The sequence below is a fragment of the Bacillus cereus group sp. Bce041 genome, from assembly GCF_052646455.1.
Genome location: NZ_JBQXON010000008.1, coordinates 1 through 21568, shown reverse-complemented (window position 1 = coordinate 21568; position 21568 = coordinate 1). Strand labels below are relative to the sequence as shown.

Sequence of the window (21568 nt, the reverse complement as noted above, 5' to 3'; positions counted from 1 at the left end):
AAACTGTGTTGTTAATACTGCAAAAGGAGTTCATTTTACCATATTATCAAGCTGAGAATCCTAGCTATATCAATGTCTTTATCATTTTACATATATATAGTTTCTCATAGTGAGTTTAGGTGTCAAAAAATAAGATATAAAAAAGACCTGATATAATAATATCAGATCTGTTTTATATCTTACTTTACACCAATTGCATCATAAGCCTTCGTTACTGCCTGTACTTCTTTCGAGTTCTCACCATATAAATCTTTTGCTGATTGAATTGCAGCTTGACGCATCATGCTAAAGTTCGAATTTGCTGTTAAATATTTTGTAAGTGCACGATAATAAATTTTCTCCGTTGCTTCGCGGCCAACGCCTTTTACTGATACTCCATAATGTGTTCCGCCTTCAGCAATTAAATATGCCGCTTTATTGTTTATACTACTGTTAATATGAACACCACCGTAATCCAACTCACCAGTGTAAAGCTTGCTGTAATGATCTGGGTAATGATCTGGAAAATCATGCATTGGACTTGGTGGAATTGAAATTGATGTTGGGTCACTTAAAGAGCGGAGCGCATCCCCATCGGTGTCTGGTGTATAAATATCCTCACCAAGCTGCCAGTCATCACGGTCTACCATCGCTCCAAAAATATCAGATATAGATTCGTTCAATGCACCTGGTTCGTTTTCATATACTAAATTCGCAGAATGCTCTGTTACTGCGTGCGTTAACTCATGAGCAATAACATCTAAACTTGCGGAGTACGGTAAGAATATTTCGCCATCCCCATCCCCATATAGCATTTGTCTTCCATTCCAAGCTGCATTGTTCCATTGATCGCCGACATGAACAGTTGAAATTAATTTTGCCCCTTTATTATCAAACGAGTTACGGTCAAATGTTTTTTTGAAATAATCGTATACTTTTGCTGTATTTACGTGGGCATCAACTGCAGCTTTATCCTGGAACATTTTTGATTCACTTACTACTTCCCAACCTGTGAAGCGAGATCTTTCCCATTCCTCATACAGCCATGGTACAGAGGAATTTCTTGCGTCAAGAGTATGAATTCCATTCCCTCGTGTACCATCCAACAAATGATATGAACCTGCTTTATTTTGCTCAATTTTAAATGAAGTTCTTTGTCCGAGTACGCCATAACCGAAGCCTTCCATATGATCGATTGCATTATATTTATTGATAACATTTCCATTTGTCGCATTAATGAAATAATGCCAATATCCTGGTTGTGGCTTAGAAATAGAAGCTTTTACTAAATATGATAAGTAGTAATTGCCGTCTTTCTCATATACAAATAAATCTTTTTTGATACTATCGTAATTCTCTACTTTTCCAATTTCTTTCTCGATATCTGCTTTTGCAATTTTCTCAGCTTCTTCTTGTGAGATGTTGGGTTCAGCTGGGATGTTTTTACCAGCCACATCAGGAACAACCTGTCCAAAAAATGCTTTTACATTGTTATTTTCATCAAGTGCAATCGTTTGATCCGATCCATAAACGGGCACATTGTTATGCGTCTCAACTAATTTCACATGCGTTGTATTTGTCTTTTCATCTTTCTCTTCAGATACAATTTCAAAGTGCTTTTCCATATTTCCTGCTAATTTAAACATTTCTTTCTTACTTTTTAAATACTCGAACACCGTTTCTTTTTTATCTAGTCCTTTTGGTGCTTTCCACTCTTCCCCAATATAAGATGGTGTCTGGAATTCTTGGTTGTATTGAATTTTTTGCTCTGCTGCATATGTACGTGGCGTACCTAATGTCGCAAATGTCCCTAAAGCCATAGATAAAGCTAGTGTTGAAGATAAAACTTTCTTTTTCAAAAATAACACTCCCCATCCCTAATTTCACATATTCCATTTTTTTGCATATATCTATCTTTTTGACACTTTTATATAATTCTGAATATGATAATAATAACCTCTGAATAAAACTTTAGAAAGTTAATGCAGAAAATTCTAATAATTGTTATATAAAAAAGTCCACTTATTTTTATAAGTGGACTTAAAGATACTATGTTTTTATATTAACCTTCAATCGTTTCAACAGTACTTTCAAAATAATAAAAGAATAAGTTGGGATGCTGTATGTAATGGAAGTCGCATGTGTAGTATTAAGCGGTGGAAATATCGTGAAATATGATATAGAAGAACGTCCGGAATGTAGCAAGTTAATTAAAACTCTGTATAGACGATCAATGGAACATGAAGGACCTAATCTTTACTATTGGTGTTATCTGAAACGTGTGAAGAAGAAAAGGAAATGCACGTGCAAAAATAAAAATCCCAGCACTTTAAGCAGAGATTTAGAGCAGAAAATTTGTTGCAATTGTCGATTCCATAATAATAACTGTTAAGAATTTAATAGTATAATTTATCATTTTAGCCAAGAAGACTCCTTCCTCAAGGAGCGTGAAGGGTCAAAGCCTAGTGAGTAGGTGGGAGATGAATTGGCTTTGAAAAAGGGATGGCAAGAGCTATCTTAATTGTTCGACATACATAAAGTGTTACGTCACTATCCATTGAATATATGTTTGGTATATAATAGTCATACATATAAAGCCTTTTAATATTAAAATGTTCAACAATTCCGTTACAACTATTCCATAAATGTTAATATTATCTATTAATGGAAGTGTTTTTGTGTTATAATTCACTAGGTGAACTATTGTTGTTCCTTTCATCTTTTGATGGATGTATGCCCTTCCTTAATTGTAAATATGTTCGATTTTATTGGTGAAGAGGGAAGAAATTCCTCTTCTTTTTTTGTCTCTTGTAAAGTTCAAAGGTGTCTTTTATCCATAAAAAGGGGAGTAATATGAAATTGACATCAATCTAAGTTGTAACTATAATAGTTACAGTTAGTTTCGTAAACTAACTCAAATTTCTATGTTATTGATAGTATATTTTCATTTCTTTTTAAGTGTGACAGTTAGCAACTAAATATAATCCAATAGAGGATTATATTCTATCTCGTATTTAAAGAGTAGATAAGTTGAACCATCCAAATTCAAGATATCCAAATACTAAAAAAACTCCATTTCTCAACTTATCCTTTTTGGAATCCTCAGTATTAAAAATTGTAAACATCTAAAAAAGTTAACAAGACTGTTGTATGTAGAAAGAAATCTTTTAAAAAGGTCATAATATGGATAATAGGTAGCACACATTTTAATTAGTAGGAGTTGTGCCACTATCAAGACATTTTTAATAAAAGTATAGAAAAAACTCAAGAAGGTGAGTCCATTGCGTAAACATGCATATGTGCAATTTTATGTATTGATATTGGCTTTAATAGCTTATATAAGCTTTTGCTTTATATTTTTATTTGTTTTTCCGAATCATTATTTCATATCAGATTTTAATATCCGACTATCATCTTTAGTCGTTGAAACTACTGTATTTATCTCATTACTGTATTCTATATTATCCCAAAAAATTAAGTTAGGAGTATTCTGGGTTTGCATTACTATTGCAATAGGGTGTTTTTTGATAGGGAATTTCATATCCGCTTTTCAAGTACTTAATGTAGAATTACCAATACAAAATTTTAATATTTCTGATGTGTTTCTACTGTTTTTCTTATTTTTCTTTCTTTTTGCGTTCTTTTATAAAATCATGATGGAATGTAACAAATGGGAGAAAGCATATTTACTTTGTGATTTATGTATTGTTGTTACTGCTATTTTTACATTAGAGTGGTATTTATTTAATAAACCTTCTGCAAATATCTTATTCTTATCAATTGGAGATGTTTTTCTTTCATTTATTTTTCCAATTATAGATTTATTGCTTCTATTGCTAGGAGTTACCCTAATCTTTCGACCCGCTATTTTCAATGCAAAAAGTAAATTATTTATTTTTATCCTAGTATTAACTGGATTGGCTATTACGGACTATTTGTATTTTTATTTACAAGATGATTTATCAGATCGTTCCGTTATATTTTTAAGGTGTTTGTATAGGGTTTTCCTATTATTTATCGCTATTGCTGCTACAATCCCAAAGAATACGTCTTCTAAAAGAAATTATTTTATTATTAATCCGACATTTGGAGAGAAACTTCTTAGTATATTCCCTTATCTTGCAGTTGCAGTCTTAATTGGCTTTACTTTGAAAGAGCAAACTTCTTCAGCTACATTAATTACGGGAAATTGTATTGCTTTTGTATTTGTACTGATTCGTCATACAATCGTACGAATGCAAAACAAAGAGTTAACTAAAACATTAAAAGTGTTTAATAATCAATTAGAACAAACAGTATCTCAAAGAACAAGGGATTTAATAAACAAATCTAATGATTTGGTAAAAAATCAAGAGAGATTTAAGTCATTATATGAGTATCATCCGGATCCTATTTTAACGATTGATTCAACTGGTACCGTATTAAATATAAACCAGGCTGGAAGTATGTTATTAGGAAAAGACAGTGCTGCATTAATAGGGAAAGAATGCTTCTCTATTTTTTTAGATGAAGATAAATCTGAGTTGGAAGCAGCTATAAAGAAAGGAAGACGATGTAGTTCATCTTCACTACAGTTACGTGTGAAAAATAACAATGAGAAGGACATGCTCTTTTGGTATGTCACTATAGTTCCTATTATGATAGAAGGTCAAATTTTGGGGAGTTATGTAATGGTAAAAGACATAACGAGGATGAAACAACAACAGGAAGAGATAAATTACCTTGCATTCCATGATACGGTGACGGAGATTGGAAATCGAACATTCTTCCAACAAGAATTAGATAGATCCATTAAACGTGCACAAAAATCACAGGATAAGTTTGGACTCCTATATATTGATTTAAACCGCTTTAAGACTATTAATGATACACTGGGGCATTCGATTGGTGACAGGGTTTTAAAAGAAGTTGCCAAACGTTTTAGGACATGTTTGTCACCGACTATTCCTCTAGCAAGAATAGGTGGAGATGAGTTTGCGATCATTGTCCATAACCGCACAGAGCAACAGCTATTGGAGTTATGTGAAACTCTATTTCGTATAACTGAAGAACCATTTGTAGTTAATCAACATAGTTTTTACTTAACTCTTAGTATAGGAATATCAGTGTATCCGTTTGGAGGAATAAATACTACTACACTTTTACAACATGCTGATATTGCTATGTATAGTGCAAAAGAAAAAGGTAACAATGCTGTTTGCATGTATGACGAGACATTATCAAAAAAAATAACAAGACGATTGCGATTAGAACAGGATTTACCGAATGCATTAGAAAATAATGAGTTATTTTTATTATATCAACCACAAATTGATAGTAAGACGGGTATCGTTATTGGTGCAGAGGCTTTAATACGTTGGCAACATCCAGAGCTAGGGCTAATTTCACCTTTTGAGTTTATACCTATCGCGGAAGAAACTTCGCAGATTATTTCAATTGGGAAATGGACGTTACAGGAAGCATGTCGACAACTGAAAGAATGGCATTCAGCGGGCTATGTAAATCTAAAGATGGGGATAAACTTATCAGCTATAGAGTTTGAACAGAAAGGTTTTGTTCAAACAATCATATCTACCATAGAAGAGGTAGGAGTACCCGCCAATTCGATTGATTTGGAATTAACAGAGCGAATAGCAATGGTAGATGAAAAAGAAACCTTATCGAAGTTAAAAGCATTGAAATCATATGGTGTACATTTATCAATTGACGATTTTGGTACAGGATATTCCTCATTAGCGTATCTTCCTTTGTATCCAATTGATACCTTGAAAATTCCAAGAGAATTTGTTAACAGGATCGGAACTTCTACGGATGGAAATGAAATTATACAAACCATTATTTCACTGGCACATACTTTAAACATGAAAGTGATCGCAGAAGGGGTAGAAACGAAGGAACAATTAACAGTGTTACAGCGTAATGCATGTTATCTAATTCAGGGGTATTACTACAGTAAACCTGTAAATGAAGATGAATTTATCGATTTTTTAAGTACAATGCGATTTAAGTAAGTAAAAAATCTTTATATGTTATGAGATAAAGTGAAAAGACGTTCTACCTATATGGAGTAGAACGTCTTTCTTATGTTTGTTTTCAATAGTTATGCAGCTATGTTTCAGCCTTTAAGGGGGACCGCCCATGCCCATCAACCTAAGGTTTTTAATTATTCCCATAACGAAAATTTCAACTTCTTACAATTATTCATGAAAATTCGGCTCAATTCTTTCGTTTTGAACAACAATCAATTTCTTAAGTTGATGGCAATGGGGATTTTCCTATTTTTAAATAAAACGGACTGATATTAAAAAAAGAAAAAACTTACGTGAAATTAAAGTTAGATAATCTTGGATTGATGGGGATCTAAAAGCAAAAATGCTCAAGATCAAACAGGTCAATAATGTGCTATAATCTCATGTGTTGAGGTATCGATTGGAAAAAGATATCAGGCACATTAAATTAGAAAAGGAGAAGGAAGGATATGCCACTTATTGTTGACAGAGAACAGGTACGGCAAGAAATACTGCATGCACTTCAGCAATGTTTAGAGGAAAAGCCTCTTCTAAAGGTTTCTATGCGAGATATCGCAGCAAAGGCCAAAATTGCTCACTCAAAAATCAACTATTATTTTAATACAAAAGAGAAACTTCTACTGGCTTATATCGAATTTTTTGCTATTTCATATAAAACGGAGATTGAGCATTGGTACATAAAGTATAAACAAAATAACGCCAATCTCAACGAAAGTTCACAAACGATAGTAAAACATTTCATTAAAGATATGGTTTTGATAAGTCATCAAAACCAATCGTGGGCTTTCACGCAAATAAGCACTATGGGTCAATACAATACGGAAATAAGGTCTGCAATCAAAAATGTTTATAACGATTGGAGAGAGTCCATCATACGTGTTTTGGAAGAGATTTATCGAGGCGAGGATGGCCACATGGTATATAAGGCAGAAGCAGTTTTAATCATTATCGATGGGCTTCTTATTTATTCACTTCACGAAAAGATAGATGAGTCAAGAATAGATGCTGTGCTAGCAAATATTACGCTTTGATTTTTTATTATTCAAAAAACTTTGACAAAATTTGATGTGAGTAATATGATTTATTTAGTCCAAGTGGACTAAATAAATCATATTGGAGGTCGATTATGTCAAAAATTACTGTAGTTGGTTGTGGTGTTATGGGAAGCGCTCTGATTCGCGCGTTTATGAAAGCAGGTCATACTATTACCGTTGTCGATAAAAATCCCACGGTAGCCAAGCCATTTGTAGCTGAAGGAGCTACGTTCAAATTATCATTGGATGACGCTCTAGATTGCGATTTCGTTCTGTTAAACTTACCAGATCATAAGATAGCAATGCAGGTTATTGAACAATGCAAATCGAAAGCTATCAAAGGAAAAATCATTGTAAACACTACTACAACAACCCCAACTCAAGCCCAAATTTTTGAGCAAATGATTAAAGACAGAGGCGCTATCGCCCTTGAAAGTGTGATTATTTGTTATCCTCACGATATTGGCACACATCGCGCATATCTTGTATATTCTGGCCCCAAGGAGGCTTTTGACCAAATTGAAGATCAACTTTCGGCACTTTCTTCGCCACATTTTGTTGGGACAGACATTCGCTTTGCAGAAATAATTGAGATGAGCACGTCAGCTCTGCAATTTGGTCTTTATTGGTTTGCCCTACTAGGTTCAGCGCTTTGTATACGAAACAAATTACCTATCTCCGAGTATTGCAAACATATTAAGGCAGCACTTCCAGTGGTGGGTCACCAACTGGTTACCCACCTGCCTGATAATCTAGAAAACTACACTGGCAAATTCCAAGATGCTATCGTCGCATCCTTGGATGTTCATACGCATGGACTCCAAACGGTAATGAAAACATTAGAGGATAATAACATTGATACCAGTGTATGTGAAGTTATGGAAAATCAGATGAAAGCAGCTATTGATGCAGGATATGGAAAATGTGATTTTGAAGCAGCAATTACTCAATTATTGAAATAAAGAATCTTCTTTAATCATCCTTGATCTTACATATATGCTTCAACCTGAGACTAAAAATAATATACTAACTACTGTATAATAATTGATTAATTGCAGTGATACCTACTATCAAAAAGTTAACTGAATTGGTGATGATTTATAATTTAGAGATGATTGTGTTATAATCTCGCTAAATTGCTATTAATCTAACGAAATTAAATTATCCTCAAATGAAAAATACGCTATTCTTTCCTATAATTCTACAGAAAGGATAACGTATTTTTGCTTTATGGGTAGTGTAAAACCTTAGATTGATAGCGATGTGATAATGCCCCTTTTTTAGATTCATACTATCAGTATGTACAAGATTAGGAGATTACTTGTAAGAGTCCTTGGATGACTGCAACCGTGCTGTGTTATACTTCTAAAGTACTGATATTTCATGTAGGACTTATAGATGTCGGTTTGGCATATGAAATGTAAAATCAATCCGTTATTTTGAAGGTTCAGACTACCATTATTTAAACTAACATTCACACTAAAAGAAGTACAAGGAGGAAGGTATATCTATTAAAACAGTGAGGTATACCAAATTAGAAATGAACATTAAATTTAATAAAAAAGTAGTAGCATTCACGGCAGGATTAACGGTATTATCTTCACCATTGGTATCGTTTGCAGAGGAACAACAATCAGTAAACAATAAGCAACCTACAAACGTTCAGGAACAAAGTAAAACAACATCAGATGAACAAGCTTTAAAAAGTATTGAAGCTAGTTTTGAAGGGGTAGATGGACGTGGTGGAGGTACTGTCGATAAGAAAAAAACAGACAGTCTTCAACGTTCAGAAGGTATTCATGAAGAAACAGGTACATTAACTGTGCCTAGCAATTCAAACAGAATAAAACGTAGTCTGTCTCCCATATCACCTAGCACCTCTAGTACAATAAACGGTGTTCCATTCACTGAATGGATTGTTCCAGCAGGTAACGATAATATTCGTCCTCAAAACTACATGAGTCCAAAGTATATTACAATTCATGAGACTGATAATACAAGTGTAGGAGCAGGTGCTAGAAACCACGCTCAATACCTATATAACCAAGCAGTAGGGAACACAGACCGAGCTGCATCGTGGCATTTTACAGTAGACGATAAAGAGATTTATCAACATCTACCATTAAACGAGAACGGATGGCACGCCGGAGACGGTGATGGTCCAGGTAATAGAGAATCCATTGCAATTGAAATCGCAGTTAACAGTGACGGTAACTATAGTAAAGCAGTAGATAATGCTAAGAAACTTGTAGCTTATTTAATGAAAGAAACTGGTGTACCGTTAAATAACATTGTAAAACACCAAAAATGGAGTGGTAAAATCTGTCCTGCTAATATGATTAATAATGGACAATGGGATACATTCGTAAATGGCGTTGGTGGGTATTATAATAATCTTTATCAACCAAAAGATGACATTACTGGAGGTTGGTATGAAGAAGCTATTCGAGAGTTAAATAGAAGAGGTATTATGATAGGGGAAGGAAACGGAGTTTTCGCACCTAATAGAGCGATAACAAGAGCCGAATTTGCTCAATTAATCTCTAACTCTCTAAACCTGCCAGCTGGAGATGCTTCATTTAAAGACCTAAACGATGCAAATTCAACTTTACGAGATGGTATTAAACGTACTGCAAGTGCAGGTATCATTCAAGGTAGAGGAGATGGTTATTTTGACCCAAACACACCTATTACAAGAGAAGAATCAGCAATTATTGTAAACAAGGCTTTACAATATAAAGGTATATGGGGACCAGTTGTAAACCTACCATTCTCAGACAAAGACCAAATTATTTATAAAGAAGACGTACAAAGACTGTATGGCCTAGGTATTGTAAGAGGTAAGGGTGACAATCAATACGACCCTAAAGGAACAACAACTCGTGGTGAAACAGCGACATTCATTCTAAATATGCTACAAGTAATTGAAAATGGTAGTGTTGAAAAGGTAATTGGAACGGCTCAAATTAATGGTATTGGGGTAAATGTTCGAAGCGGATCGGGTACAAACTATTCTATTGTTAGAAAGACAAGTAAAGGCGAAAAAGTTACAGTATATGAAGAAGAGAACGGCTGGCTAAGAATTGGAACAGGGCAGTGGATTTATTATGACTCTAGTTATATCGACTATAACAGATTATAAAAGACTTAATAGTTAAAAGAACAGGTCATATTTGGATATATAACTTACTCTCAGGTTGTGAAGAAGACTTTCTCCACAACCTGTTTTTGTGTCTGGCCCCTCTATTACCTATCAATATTGATAAAAAGAGGAGAAGGAGAGATTCATTATGGTGCTGGTATTGGGAAATCATCGTAATTAGCGTGTACGCAATTAAAGACTAAGGTTTTTCTGATAATTAAGTGGAGGTCACTATACGTACCCATCCAGCTCATATTTTAAAACGAAAAAATGAGCTGGATGGGTAAAAGTTAGCACAAAATTTCGTTCTGAGGGTACTATAAAACCTTCGCTTGATAGAAAAGAGATAACATTAACTTTGTTGCCTAGAATTGCTCGTGCTAGATGTGGGTAGATTCAAAATTTATAGGCTTTATTAATCATCATTTGATTCACCTTCATTTTGGTATGTGTCTTCTTGGTTAAAATGATAAAAAATACAAAAAGAACTTGTAGGCATCACTACAAGTTCTTTTTTAGATAATATAAAAAGGTAAAACAAACTATCTCATTACTCGTAACAGGGAAACTATCTTACTTAAGGCTTGGTTTCATTATATAACAAATATCAACATGCAGCGTTTTAATGTGTGAAAATTACGTGAATTAGCAAACGAAATTTCATCTCTATTCCTTAAGAATTCCACTTATTCGTTTTTTAACTCCTTTAAATCAACGTTGAATAGATTAACAATATTTGCTAAAATAATATTTTTAAAATATAATATACAGTAATTTGTATGATGAAAATAAAAAATTTACATATCATTAATTGAACGCTTAGCCGCTGGTTTCTGGAGTAAGGTAAATAACGAAGTACATTTAATATACAATTCTTTCTGTAGCAGAAGATACGTAATTAAGACATTTGATAGGAATAGAGTGCGAATAATGAGAAAGATGCTAACTTGTGAGTTACACTAATCAACTTGAAATGTTATGGGGGTGTACAAGTACTGCAGCCAAAAAGTGATCTGTAATGAATATCGAAGAGGCTTACGCAAAGTTATATGTGAGTCTATGTGCGAAGGGAAAGGATAACGTTTATAGGAGGAAGCATGAGGGGGCAATTTAATATATGTAACGGGGGAATAATATTATGAAATTTAATACGAAATTATTAAAGAAATTACTTGTATTAAGTACAACGTCTGTATCAATTTTCAGTGCCTGCTCTGCAAAGGAAGATGGGGATTACAAGCCATATAAGGAACAAGACTCTATAGAAGTCGCAAAGGTCGAAGAGGAGAAGCCTAATCCCCCTAAGATTGAAGAGAAGAAGTCCACTCTGCCTAAGGTTAAAGAGGATACAGAAGAACCTAAGAAGAAAAAAAGGTACAACAAGTGGAGGAATCTCAGAATAAAGATGAGGAAACTAATGACAAATATCCGCATTATAAAGATGTCCATGAAGACGGATCAACAGTATCACTAGAACAGTATAATCAAATCAAGACTGGAATGTCTGCGGACAAAGTCATAGAGATAGCAGGAAAGCCTGGATTTAGCGAGGTGACTAAATTGTTCTCTATCTACATATATTCTGGTCACGATGAAGAGGGTTCGATGACTATAAAGTTTGACTCTAATGGAAATGTAACGAACAAAGAGCAAGATGGTCTTAGTAATACTGTAGTTAAAGAGGAGAAGGCGAACAAAGAACATGAAGACCCTAATCCTGAATCTGTTAAGAAATCTAGTGCTATAATTCCAAACGATTTTTGCGGACATGGACATGACGAAACGAAGGAGCTAGCGCACGACTGTGAAAAAATTACTGATAAAAAGGCATATAGAAGATATCAACTACAACAAAAGAGAGAAGAGCGAAAAAGACAAATTAGAGGCGAAGAACAGGAAATAATTGATTACGATTAGGGAGATGCAGCTTACAAGGAGCAGCAGCGTATGTACGAAGAAATACAAGAGTGAGATGAAGAAAAAGAGAGTAAAGTGGAAACTAAAAAAGCTAAATGGTGCGAGGAGTACATTTTATAGGTAGAAATTTAAATTATTGAAAAACCAAAATATAGAAGGGTAAATAAAAGACGCTAGGTGGGCCTTTTATTTATCGTTATTAATGAAAATTCACTGAGGATTTCTATTAATATTACAATATCTGATCTTGGGATTAACTTATTAGAAAATGCTATTGATTTTATAACATTTGATAAATAACAAAAGATAATAAAAAAATTCTTGATACCAAAATCTAAATTGTATAATATATAGGTATATTGTTATTCGTTGAATTCCGTTTATTCCCACGCCTTATGTGTTGTGGTTGAGTTGCAGAAGCAAGTTGTGTTCTTGTTTCAATTTTGAAAGGGCTTCTTTGAGCCGATTAGTGCATATATAGCTTATTTTGTTATGCACATTTTTAATCGACTTGAAGAAGTCCTTTTTATGTTGTTTTCAAGTTGCAGGTGGGATTATTTATGATTCTTAACAAAATGAAATAAAATAATGTTTGAATAGTATTAGTTGATCTAAAAGAGTAATCTAAAGAGCCGGATGATATATTAATTGATATAGATAAGTTATTAGGGAGTACAAATGAAGAACTACGATATAAATCATGTGATGGTAGTTTATACAGGGGAAAAGGAAGAACTAAGTGATATGAATACTTGGAGCTTCCTTTTTTATTGCAATTAGAAATCTGGTAGATGATTATGCATATAAAAATGATTTAGCGGAAAAATTTCATTTAATTTCAATACATAGAAGAAAAAGGAAAAGCAAATTCGTAAAGAGCTAGTTTAAGTACGATTCATTTGAATAATTGAGAGGGAAAATGTATTGGTGAAACGTCTTGTTTCTTGCTGACCAAGGGAATGCAGGATGATTAGTAAGGAGTAAGAGCGTATTACTCTCATAAAGGAAATTACATTAGAAAAGGGTCTGTCAGTGTTTACAATTTATTTGTTACATCGGTCTAAAAGAATTTGGATGGAGAAGTAAATGCTAAGTGAGAACATGAATGACATTTCTAGAACTTGAACAATTGTGCTTTTTGTTAATAGTGAAAATCAGAAGTAGGAGAGGCACAAGCGTTAAAGTGGACTGCAAAAGTGACAGAAAGAGAACAAGGATTAACATTATTTATAAAGATATCTAATAAGAAGTGCTATCGGATTTATACAGAAGGAGGGATAATACCAGAAAATATATGAATGTATATAAAATTTGAGGTGAATCCACCTATTTTCTATACATTAGTTGAATCAAATAATAGATGACTAGGGAGTGTATAACATCCATTTCCCAGTTAAATTTTCTTAGATAAATAGCATGAAATACAGTATGTTCTCACTCATTTGTATAAGGATAAAATAGCCTTTTATTTTTATGCAAATGAGTGAAACAGAACGATTCACCATATAAGAATATTCGACTATAATGAAACACTGTACGTCATTGTAATATTAAGATATTTTAAGATTAAAGTGATTATTAGTCATAAAATATGAGTTTCGAGACCTCAGCAAAATATTGCAATGCTTTATATACATGAGATTGTAAAAATTATTTTATTAAAATTACTGGAGGCTGATGAAATATGATAATAGATCATATAAGCAACAATGTAGTAAAAAAATTGGAACAAACGGTGCGCTATGAAAAGAAACAGGTCCAGGTATTACGTGTAAGTAAAAGTAGTTCTAATATGCACGCTTACATGATTTTTCCAGAATTTTCAGAGGTTAAAATTTCAAATACTGAACTGGATGAATATATAGAAAATCTATCAACAAGTCTGAAATATGTCATTGATCGCAAGTTAAATCAACAAGAAATTGAAAAACAAAATCATTCTTTCATTATGACGTGCGCAGTTGAGGAAGATGGTGTTATAGATGATGAAACGATTCATTTTAATACGACGTATGTTAAGCCACCTACACTTGCGAGTAAGGTATTTAAGCTAGTGTGTGGTTTAGGAAATCGTTTGAATAGCTTAAAAGAGTTACATATAACAGTATTAAATAATAATATTAATCGAATTGAAATAGAGTTTTATAATGAAAATGAAACATATGTAGCAGTAGAAAAAGAAGAAATTGCAAATGCGATTATGGGGGCATATACAAAAGCCAATATCTATTATTCCGCAGATCTCCGTTATGTTGCAGAAGGAAATGAAATCAAATTAAAGAGCATTAAGCCAAAATTAGCGGGTGATGTGTTGTGAAGCGAGAAAAAGGGATGATTGGAGTTTTATGTACATTTGTTTTTATGATCCTAGTACTCATACCTTTACATACAGCTCATGCATCTGTAAAAGTGGATTTTAATGAATTGAAAGGAAATGATGTTTCTTCATCTTTTAACGAAGGATTAAACAATCGAACAAAAACGACAGAGAAAGACGATTCATTTGGGTCATCAATTATACAAAAAGTTGAGGGTATGTATGCACCAGCTTTTAAAGTAGGGGTAAATATCTTTTCTATCTCTTTCATATTAGGTGTTATTGTCATGGTTATGGCGTTAATTACAAAGAATGGTCAATGGATGAAATGGGCAACAGGGAGTATGATTTTCTCGTTCGTTAGTATGATGGCAATGAGATTAAGTGTATATTTCTTATTTAGTTCGGATGTATTTTCGTTTATGAACATTTTTACGGATTTTTTAGACCTGTTTAAAGCAACAGCACTTATTTTTACACCCTTTATGTTAATTGCAGGAATTCGTTTACGAAGAATTCATGAGAGTACAAAACAACCTGAGTATTATCGTTGGTCTAATCGCGTTATAACGGGATCTTGTTTACTATGTATGTTAGCCGTACTGGCTCCATGGTTATTTGCGAATATGTAAAGAAATATATATAGATGCAAAAGGTACTGAATGTTCATTCAGTACCTTTTATCTACCCATCTGATTTTTCCTTTCGTATTCTGCAAATATCTCCTCTGATATAGGGGATAATTCGTTCGATTTTTAATCGTTTTTTGTTGTAAAGGATTTCCATTTGTAGAATGAATACTTCTCGTAGTAGAGCTGGTATGCCTACAAAACAGACGAGGAAGATAGAAACTAAAATAATATTTTACTTAGAAAAGTATTTCACCTGTTTAAAAATGACTTAATTTATTTTGAAAGGATTGCTTGTTTTGAAAAGAAATCAAGAATATGCCGCTTTACGAAATTCTATCTTGATAGGTTGGCTGCTCACAATTATCGCTATGGGCCTATCTATCTTTTTTTCTTCTATTGTATATTTACTAATTGGATGTTTCATTTTGTCATTGAAATACGGATTAATGGGCACTATAAAAAATGTAGAAAAGCGTTTGCCAACCTGGGCTAATTTTGGAGTAATTGAAAAGCCAGTGAATCGGAGGGTGACAAGACCGTTTCAATTTCGGGGCGGACTCATTGTTTCATTAGCATTAGGATTCATAGAGATGGTGATAAAAGGTTTATGTATCTCATATTATATTTTAGGATTAGAAACTCATGTATATCGTTTAATGCGTAGAAATACAAGAGTGTGAAAAGGAGGCTTATATTATGAAAGTATTAATATTTGAATTAATTCTAATTGTGCTTCTGATACCGATAAATATTATGGTAAAAAAACATGCACCAAAATGGAAAGGGAAAGCCGGAGAAAAGATGGTAAAACGTATATTAAGAAAATTAGATCACGAAAGGTATCGGGTGTTACATGATGTGACGGTTCATACAGAGTATGGTGATACAACTCAAATTGACCATATTGTAATCGCAGAAGCAGGTATATTTGTTATAGAGACGAAGAACTATGAGGGCTGGATCTATGGAAGTGAGAAGGCAGCAAGATGGACACAAGGTATTTTTAGAAAGAAATACTCTTTTCAAAATCCATTTCGACAAAACTATAAACACATGAAAGCAATTGAATGGGTGATGGAACAGCAGCTGCCGTGTATTTCTATTGCAGTGTTTCATCCAAAATGCAGCCTAAAAAGAGTAAATGTTCATTCTAAAGATAAACATGTCCTATATTATAACGATCTAAAAAAATGTATCGAATCCTATATTGATGTGAAATTAACAAAAGACGAGGTCGAGCATATTTACCAAACTATTTTGCAAGCAAATATTACTGATAAAAATACTGAAAATAAACAAGTGAAGTATTTACAGAATAAGTTCGCTAAACAATAAGAAACGGAGAAAGGAACAATGTTATATATAATAGGATTTTTGGTAATCATCGTAGTAGTTATTCGTCTTAACGTGAAGTATTACCAGTTAAAAGGTAACCCAAAAGATTTTGTGATGAAAAAGAAGGATTAAGGATATATTTTAGAGATAGAGGTAATAGAATACGTATATTATTTTGGTCGTTACCAAAAGGCCATAAGAATCGTTTTACGACCGATAAATACATACATTATTATATTTATGTTAATTGATTTGAATGATAAAATTGATAAATAAAAATAAACAGGAGGTTTAGTTGTGAAAGAAGTGTTAGATGTTGAAACGTATTTAAAGAAAATGAAGAATCAGAAAATAAATTATGACAAATTATTAAGAAAAATGATTAAAGATTGGGAAGCAAGGAATGAAAGACCAAAAGTGTTACTTCATTCATGCTGTGCCCCTTGTAGTACTGCTTCTTTAGAATTTCTTGCAAAACATGCAGATATTACAATTTTCTTCTCGAATTCAAATATCCATCCGAAAAGTGAATACATGAGACGCTCTAATGAACAAAAGATTTTTGTAGAAAAGTTCAATGATCGCACTGGGCACACAGTAGGATTTATTGAAGATGACTATCGTTCAAATGTATTTTTTAAAATGGTAAAAGAAGAAGGTTTGGCGGAAGAGCCAGAAGGTGGGCTTCGTTGTTCAGCTTGTTTTGATATGAGATTGGATCGTTCAGCTGAGGTAGCACAAGAAAAAGGATTTGATTACTTCGGTAGTGCGATTACTCTTTCTAAAAATAAAAATAGTCAATTAATAAATGAACTTGGAATCGGTGTGCAACAAAATTATGATTCGCGTTATTTACCAAGTGATTTCAAAAAAAGTAATGGATATCAACGTTCAATTGAAATGTGTAATGAATATGATGTTTTCCGTCAGTGTTATTGTGGATGTTCATTTGCAGCAGAGAAACAAGGTATAGATTTACGAACGGTGAACAAAGATGCAATAAATTATCTAAAAGAAAATAATCTTAGTTTGAAAAAATAGATTTAATGGAGAAAAATTCGCTTTAAAATTAACCTGTGATCTACAAAAGAAACGCAATATGTTTCTAAATGATAAACGTAAAATGCTAAAATAGTTCTGGAATAACTCCTTACTAGTTAAAGTTCTAGAGAAGAAAAAACAGTAAGGAGTGTTTTCTTAATCTCGCATTGCCCCTGCCTCTCGGGAAGTCATTGCTCCTTGTCCTGCCCTTACATCATTTTGAATTTCTTGTTTCACTTTTTGTGCATCAGTTTCAGCAAAATCTGGTTTCATAACAGAACCAGGACTTTTTATAGCTTTTTTATCATTTTGCATAAAAACCCTCCTTAACTAAACGTTTAACAACCTTATTATTTACAAAAATACACTTGGTATACTCGATTAGTTGAACTGGTCTCATGTAAAGTACAAGGAAGGAATTAAATAAGTTTCCAAACATACTATTTATGTAGGGATTAATATTGTGAAATCATTAATTTTATATATAAAATTAATGAGAAATATGATATAATGAAAGTAACAAAATACTTCTAAAACTATCTTGCAAAAGGACACACCTACGCATACATATGCCATAGGTGTGTCCTTTTTATTTGTTTTAAAACCTCGGAAACAAAAGGGAATACAACAGAGTGTAGAAGGGAAACGTACTGTTGTAATATCCCAGAAGTCTATAAGGATACATTAAAAGGCTTAAAAACGGTTAAGGGGAAGAGGTAGTAAAGGTAAAAGACTAAGATAGCATTGATGTGAACATAAACGGGGAAAAACAGACTATAAGATTGCTGTTATTGGATACTTCTGAGTATGTATCTCGAAAAATCCTACCACAAAAGATGGGGAAAGAAGCATATACATTTCTAATGGAACAAATAAAAGAAAAAAGTGTAACATTTGTCTATGATCATGGGCCAAAAGAGGACAAGTATGGTAGGAAATTAGCATATGTATTTTGTGAAGGGATGCATATAAACGAATTAATGGTCAAATCAGCATATGGCATTGTAGCTTATATTTCAAAACCTAACACTACGTTGCTACCACATATGCTAGAAAGCGAAAAAGAAGCAAAAGCATCAAAGGCTGGCGTTTGGAACATTAAAGGTTTTGTAGATAACAAGATACGTCATTATAACCGTAATGATGCGTCTTAGCAATCAATACAAACTTAATCAATTATGATACAAATTATCATACAAAATGGAGGTCTCATACATGAATGAGAATAAAAGAAATATGATTTTATCCTTTATTATTTCAAGTTTATTTATTTTTGCGAGTCTATTGCCGTTTAGTAGTAATGAATATGTGTATGTTATCTCCAAAATTGGTGCTGCAGCTGGTGTAATAAATATTGTTATGATGAGCGTTTTCTTATATTTTCAAAGTAAAAAAACGGGACATTTACTAAATTAGTAAAGTAAGATTTAATAGTTTTCCTTACCTGCATCTTTTTAAGTTTGGTAAGGAAAAAAACAAAAAAGTACATACACATATTGTATATAGATTTGGTCTCCTAGAAAAAGCATTAGAAACTGTGGTGATTTTGAGAATCTTTTCCCCCTAGAATTAAAGGATAAGGAGCATGACCGGGAAGATATTAAAGATTGGATATGGTCTATTGAAACAGGATGCTCAAAGCATGGAAATAAACTAGTCATATATTAGCAAATGTTTTGCATTTTAAAAAACAGGTGAGGCGAAAATAAGATGTCGATCATTCAAAAGGATCACATTGCAATTGCTTGGACGATAGCTACTACTGCAATGCTAGTAAGGTTGATTTTTAGTGAGTGGATGAAGCTGCCCCCCGTGTAATTTATGCTGGTATCAAAGGATGGCCATGTATCCATTGGGATTAATATTAGGTATAGGAATGTATAGAAAAGATCCATACGTAAGAGCATATGCATTCCCATTTGCATGTATTGGCTTATTGATAGCTGTTTATCAAATAATGGTTCAGGTTTTTCCAACAAGTGAAATGAAGAAATGTTCTGTAGGGGTTTCCTGTACAGAAGGTTACTTGAATTTGTTTGGATTCATCTCGATACCTATGCTATCTTTTGTTGGATTTTTGGCTATCATAATACTTTTATATATTAAACCTGAGAGAGGCAAAAGATTAAACAATACAGTGATTATGAACAATATACTCGAATAAACACAAAATACCTATAAATAGATAAAAAATAAAAAGAAATTAAAAAAGGAGAAATAAAAAATGACAACAATGCAAGTAAGTAATGAAATGTACAAAATTCCAGAGGCGGATATAGAATTATTAAAAATTATGGCCCATCCAGTTAGATTACAAATTGTGAAGGAGCTAGAACGCCACAAAATTTGTAATGTAACACAGTTAACAGAGCTACTAGATGTGCCTCAATCTACCGTATCTCAGCATTTATCTAAAATGCGCGGGAAAATTCTTCGCTCAGAAAGAAGGGGATTAGAGATGTATTATCATATTGTGAATTTCAAGGCATGTCAGATTGTCGGAGTATTAGGTCTATAATTCTAACTCGAAATAGGGTGATAGAAAGAGTGTTGTTAAATATAGCTGCAAAAGCTGATGTACTGCAGAATGATAAATTCATAAGCTTAGAGTGTAGTCCTTCTAATAATGGGGAGCTGACTGTGGTGAAAAATTGATACAAGAGTTAATAAAAAAGAATGCACATTTCTGCACTCTTTTTTATTGTGCCCTAGCTACAATAGATAAAGTATTTTGTTGTGTATGACTCTGAATAGGGGATGCTGTGTTTTGCTAAGCGAAAACGATATTTTTGACTTTTTAAGCAAAGGAAATATTTAGTTTACTGATTTGTATAGTTTGAATTAAAGTTTAGAATATTCTGTGTCAACATTATCAATTTACTATAGTTTCCAATTGTGTAAAGATAGAATTGATTATAATTTTCCGTAAATATTAGATTGAAAACTATTATAAGGGGAATTTGAGTATTTATAGCTTGTTTATAAACGATGATTGGGGATACAGACAATAGGGTGATCAAGTACTGGTAGAATTTATCAAACGAAATGAGGTGACTGTAACTTGAGAGAAATTGCGAAAAAAGTACAAATGATACGTTTACAGGAGGAGCATTCCGGGCGTAAGGCAGACGCAGAACAGTATTCTGCCAAGCGATGTAAAATAGAAAGAGAGAGTATTAAATTAGAAAAACATAGAGTTAAAAAAAGAACTCAAAAATTTCAAACGACAGAAGAAAAGTGGGACACAAAATGTAAAAAAGCAGTACAATTATTTAATCAAGGAGAGGAATATCCAACTATTGCAAAAAAACTGAGGTGCAATGTGAGTAGTTTGTATAGAGAACTTAAGAAACGAGGCACATTACAAATACCAAAGCAGGTAGCAGTATCTAAATCATTAAAATCACCTACAACATCAGCACAAACAAAAAAAACGAATTTTGAAAGATACAAAGAATATTATATGTACAAATAGAAGAATTCATGGCTATAAATCTATACTTGATTCTTTAGTGTTAAAAAGATCAGGTTATAAAGGGTACAATGAAAAATGCATGTTTAGCAGCAAATCTTCTTACAGTATTGATAGAGCATCTTTTTATTTTTTAGGATATTTATTTTATGATAATAACATCCAACAAATATTGAAGGCTATTACCTGTTGCTTAGATCATAAAAATATTCATAAAACTAAATCCTTACTTATATTTGTTGAGTAGTTGGTTAAGAAAAGTTTTTTTACAAATGTTAAAATAAGAATAATTTGTCTAAAGCAAAAGAATCCCCATGTCATGAAGGATTCTTTTAGAAGAGTTAGAGAGATGTTGTCACTTGACTCATATTGATTTTATGTTAAAAAGAAAGAATATTCAATCTTATTTTATATTTCTCAATATATTTCGTTTATTTTTATATTATAATATAGTTAATTCTTTTTATTGATGTATCTCATTCTATATATATTCCTGGAGTGAATCCTTATACTAAGGATTCCTTTTTTATTATTAATAAAAATAAAAGCCCTCACAATGTGAAGTGCACCCCAATTGTTAGACACAGTCTAACAATTGGAGGTGCATTTTTTATGGCTAAATTTTCTTCAAAAGAAAAAATCCAAGCGGTGAAACGATATTTAGATGGTA

The 21568-nt window shown here is 32.8% G+C and carries 14 protein-coding genes and 4 pseudogenes; 16 read left to right on the top strand and 2 right to left on the bottom strand.

Annotated elements, in window-relative coordinates; genetic code table 11:
* Positions 1 to 179: 179 nt before the first annotated feature.
* Positions 180 to 1838 (bottom strand): M4 family metallopeptidase, encoded by a 1659-nt coding sequence (locus ACUN13_RS22115; RefSeq protein ID WP_025687308.1) that lies wholly within the window; start codon positions 1836 to 1838, stop codon positions 180 to 182.
* Between the two features lie 1422 nt (positions 1839 to 3260).
* On the opposite strand from ACUN13_RS22115, the gene ACUN13_RS22110 reads away from it, so the two are divergent.
* The 10 genes and pseudogenes from ACUN13_RS22110 (at position 3261) to ACUN13_RS22065 (ending at position 17426) form a co-directional block, all read left to right on the top strand.
* On the top strand, positions 3261 to 5990 hold the full coding sequence (locus ACUN13_RS22110) for a sensor domain-containing protein (protein WP_242278419.1): 2730 nt from the start codon (positions 3261 to 3263) through the stop codon (positions 5988 to 5990).
* 467 nt (positions 5991 to 6457) lie between these two features.
* Entirely contained in the window at positions 6458 to 7039 is a 582-nt protein-coding gene (locus ACUN13_RS22105) for a TetR/AcrR family transcriptional regulator (RefSeq protein WP_060852576.1), read from the top strand.
* Positions 7040 to 7134: 95 nt separating this feature from the next.
* Complete coding sequence (locus ACUN13_RS22100; protein ID WP_025687305.1) at positions 7135 to 8004, top strand: NAD(P)-binding domain-containing protein; 870 nt, start codon at positions 7135 to 7137, stop codon at positions 8002 to 8004.
* Between the two features lie 578 nt (positions 8005 to 8582).
* Positions 8583 to 10184, top strand: coding sequence for an S-layer homology domain-containing protein (locus ACUN13_RS22095; protein ID WP_025687304.1), 1602 nt, complete (start codon positions 8583 to 8585; stop codon positions 10182 to 10184).
* A 1138-nt stretch (positions 10185 to 11322) separates the two neighbouring features.
* Positions 11323 to 12098: pseudogene (bamE, locus tag ACUN13_RS22090) on the top strand (outer membrane protein assembly factor BamE domain-containing protein); the annotation flags it as partial.
* Positions 12099 to 13785: 1687 nt separating this feature from the next.
* Positions 13786 to 14418 (top strand): hypothetical protein, encoded by a 633-nt coding sequence (locus ACUN13_RS22085; protein WP_000582596.1) that lies wholly within the window; start codon positions 13786 to 13788, stop codon positions 14416 to 14418.
* Complete coding sequence (locus tag ACUN13_RS22080; protein ID WP_000817900.1) at positions 14415 to 15050, top strand: hypothetical protein; 636 nt, start codon at positions 14415 to 14417, stop codon at positions 15048 to 15050. Before ACUN13_RS22085 ends, ACUN13_RS22080 begins: the two co-directional genes overlap by 4 nt.
* Positions 15051 to 15346: 296 nt before the next feature.
* Positions 15347 to 15730 (top strand): hypothetical protein, encoded by a 384-nt coding sequence (locus ACUN13_RS22075; RefSeq protein ID WP_000828156.1) that lies wholly within the window; start codon positions 15347 to 15349, stop codon positions 15728 to 15730.
* A 16-nt stretch (positions 15731 to 15746) separates the two neighbouring features.
* A complete protein-coding gene (locus ACUN13_RS22070) occupies positions 15747 to 16385 on the top strand; it encodes a nuclease-related domain-containing protein (RefSeq protein ID WP_409532310.1) in 639 nt (212 codons plus the stop codon).
* Between the two features lie 306 nt (positions 16386 to 16691).
* The gene (locus ACUN13_RS22065) at positions 16692 to 17426 is read left to right on the top strand and encodes an epoxyqueuosine reductase QueH (RefSeq protein ID WP_409532368.1); all 735 of its coding nucleotides are present in this window, start codon (positions 16692 to 16694) and stop codon (positions 17424 to 17426) included.
* 156 nt (positions 17427 to 17582) lie between these two features.
* Here the strand turns inward: ACUN13_RS22065 and ACUN13_RS22060 are convergent, their stop codons facing one another.
* Complete coding sequence (locus ACUN13_RS22060; protein ID WP_409532309.1) at positions 17583 to 17741, bottom strand: hypothetical protein; 159 nt, start codon at positions 17739 to 17741, stop codon at positions 17583 to 17585.
* A gap of 298 nt (positions 17742 to 18039) precedes the next feature.
* On the opposite strand from ACUN13_RS22060, the pseudogene ACUN13_RS22055 reads away from it, so the two are divergent.
* The 6 genes and pseudogenes from ACUN13_RS22055 to ACUN13_RS22030 all read left to right on the top strand — a co-directional run.
* Positions 18040 to 18580: pseudogene (locus ACUN13_RS22055) on the top strand (thermonuclease family protein); the annotation flags it as partial.
* A 61-nt stretch (positions 18581 to 18641) separates the two neighbouring features.
* A complete protein-coding gene (locus ACUN13_RS22050; protein ID WP_025690082.1) occupies positions 18642 to 18842 on the top strand; it encodes a hypothetical protein in 201 nt (66 codons plus the stop codon).
* A 49-nt stretch (positions 18843 to 18891) separates the two neighbouring features.
* Positions 18892 to 19094 (top strand): annotated as a pseudogene (locus tag ACUN13_RS22045) (hypothetical protein); the annotation flags it as partial.
* Between the two features lie 42 nt (positions 19095 to 19136).
* A pseudogene (locus ACUN13_RS22040) lies at positions 19137 to 19590 on the top strand (disulfide bond formation protein B).
* A gap of 60 nt (positions 19591 to 19650) precedes the next feature.
* Entirely contained in the window at positions 19651 to 19944 is a 294-nt protein-coding gene (locus tag ACUN13_RS22035) for an ArsR/SmtB family transcription factor (RefSeq protein ID WP_000210392.1), read from the top strand.
* 543 nt (positions 19945 to 20487) lie between these two features.
* Positions 20488 to 20901 (top strand): hypothetical protein, encoded by a 414-nt coding sequence (locus ACUN13_RS22030; protein ID WP_025690081.1) that lies wholly within the window; start codon positions 20488 to 20490, stop codon positions 20899 to 20901.
* Positions 20902 to 21568 lie beyond the last annotated feature (667 nt).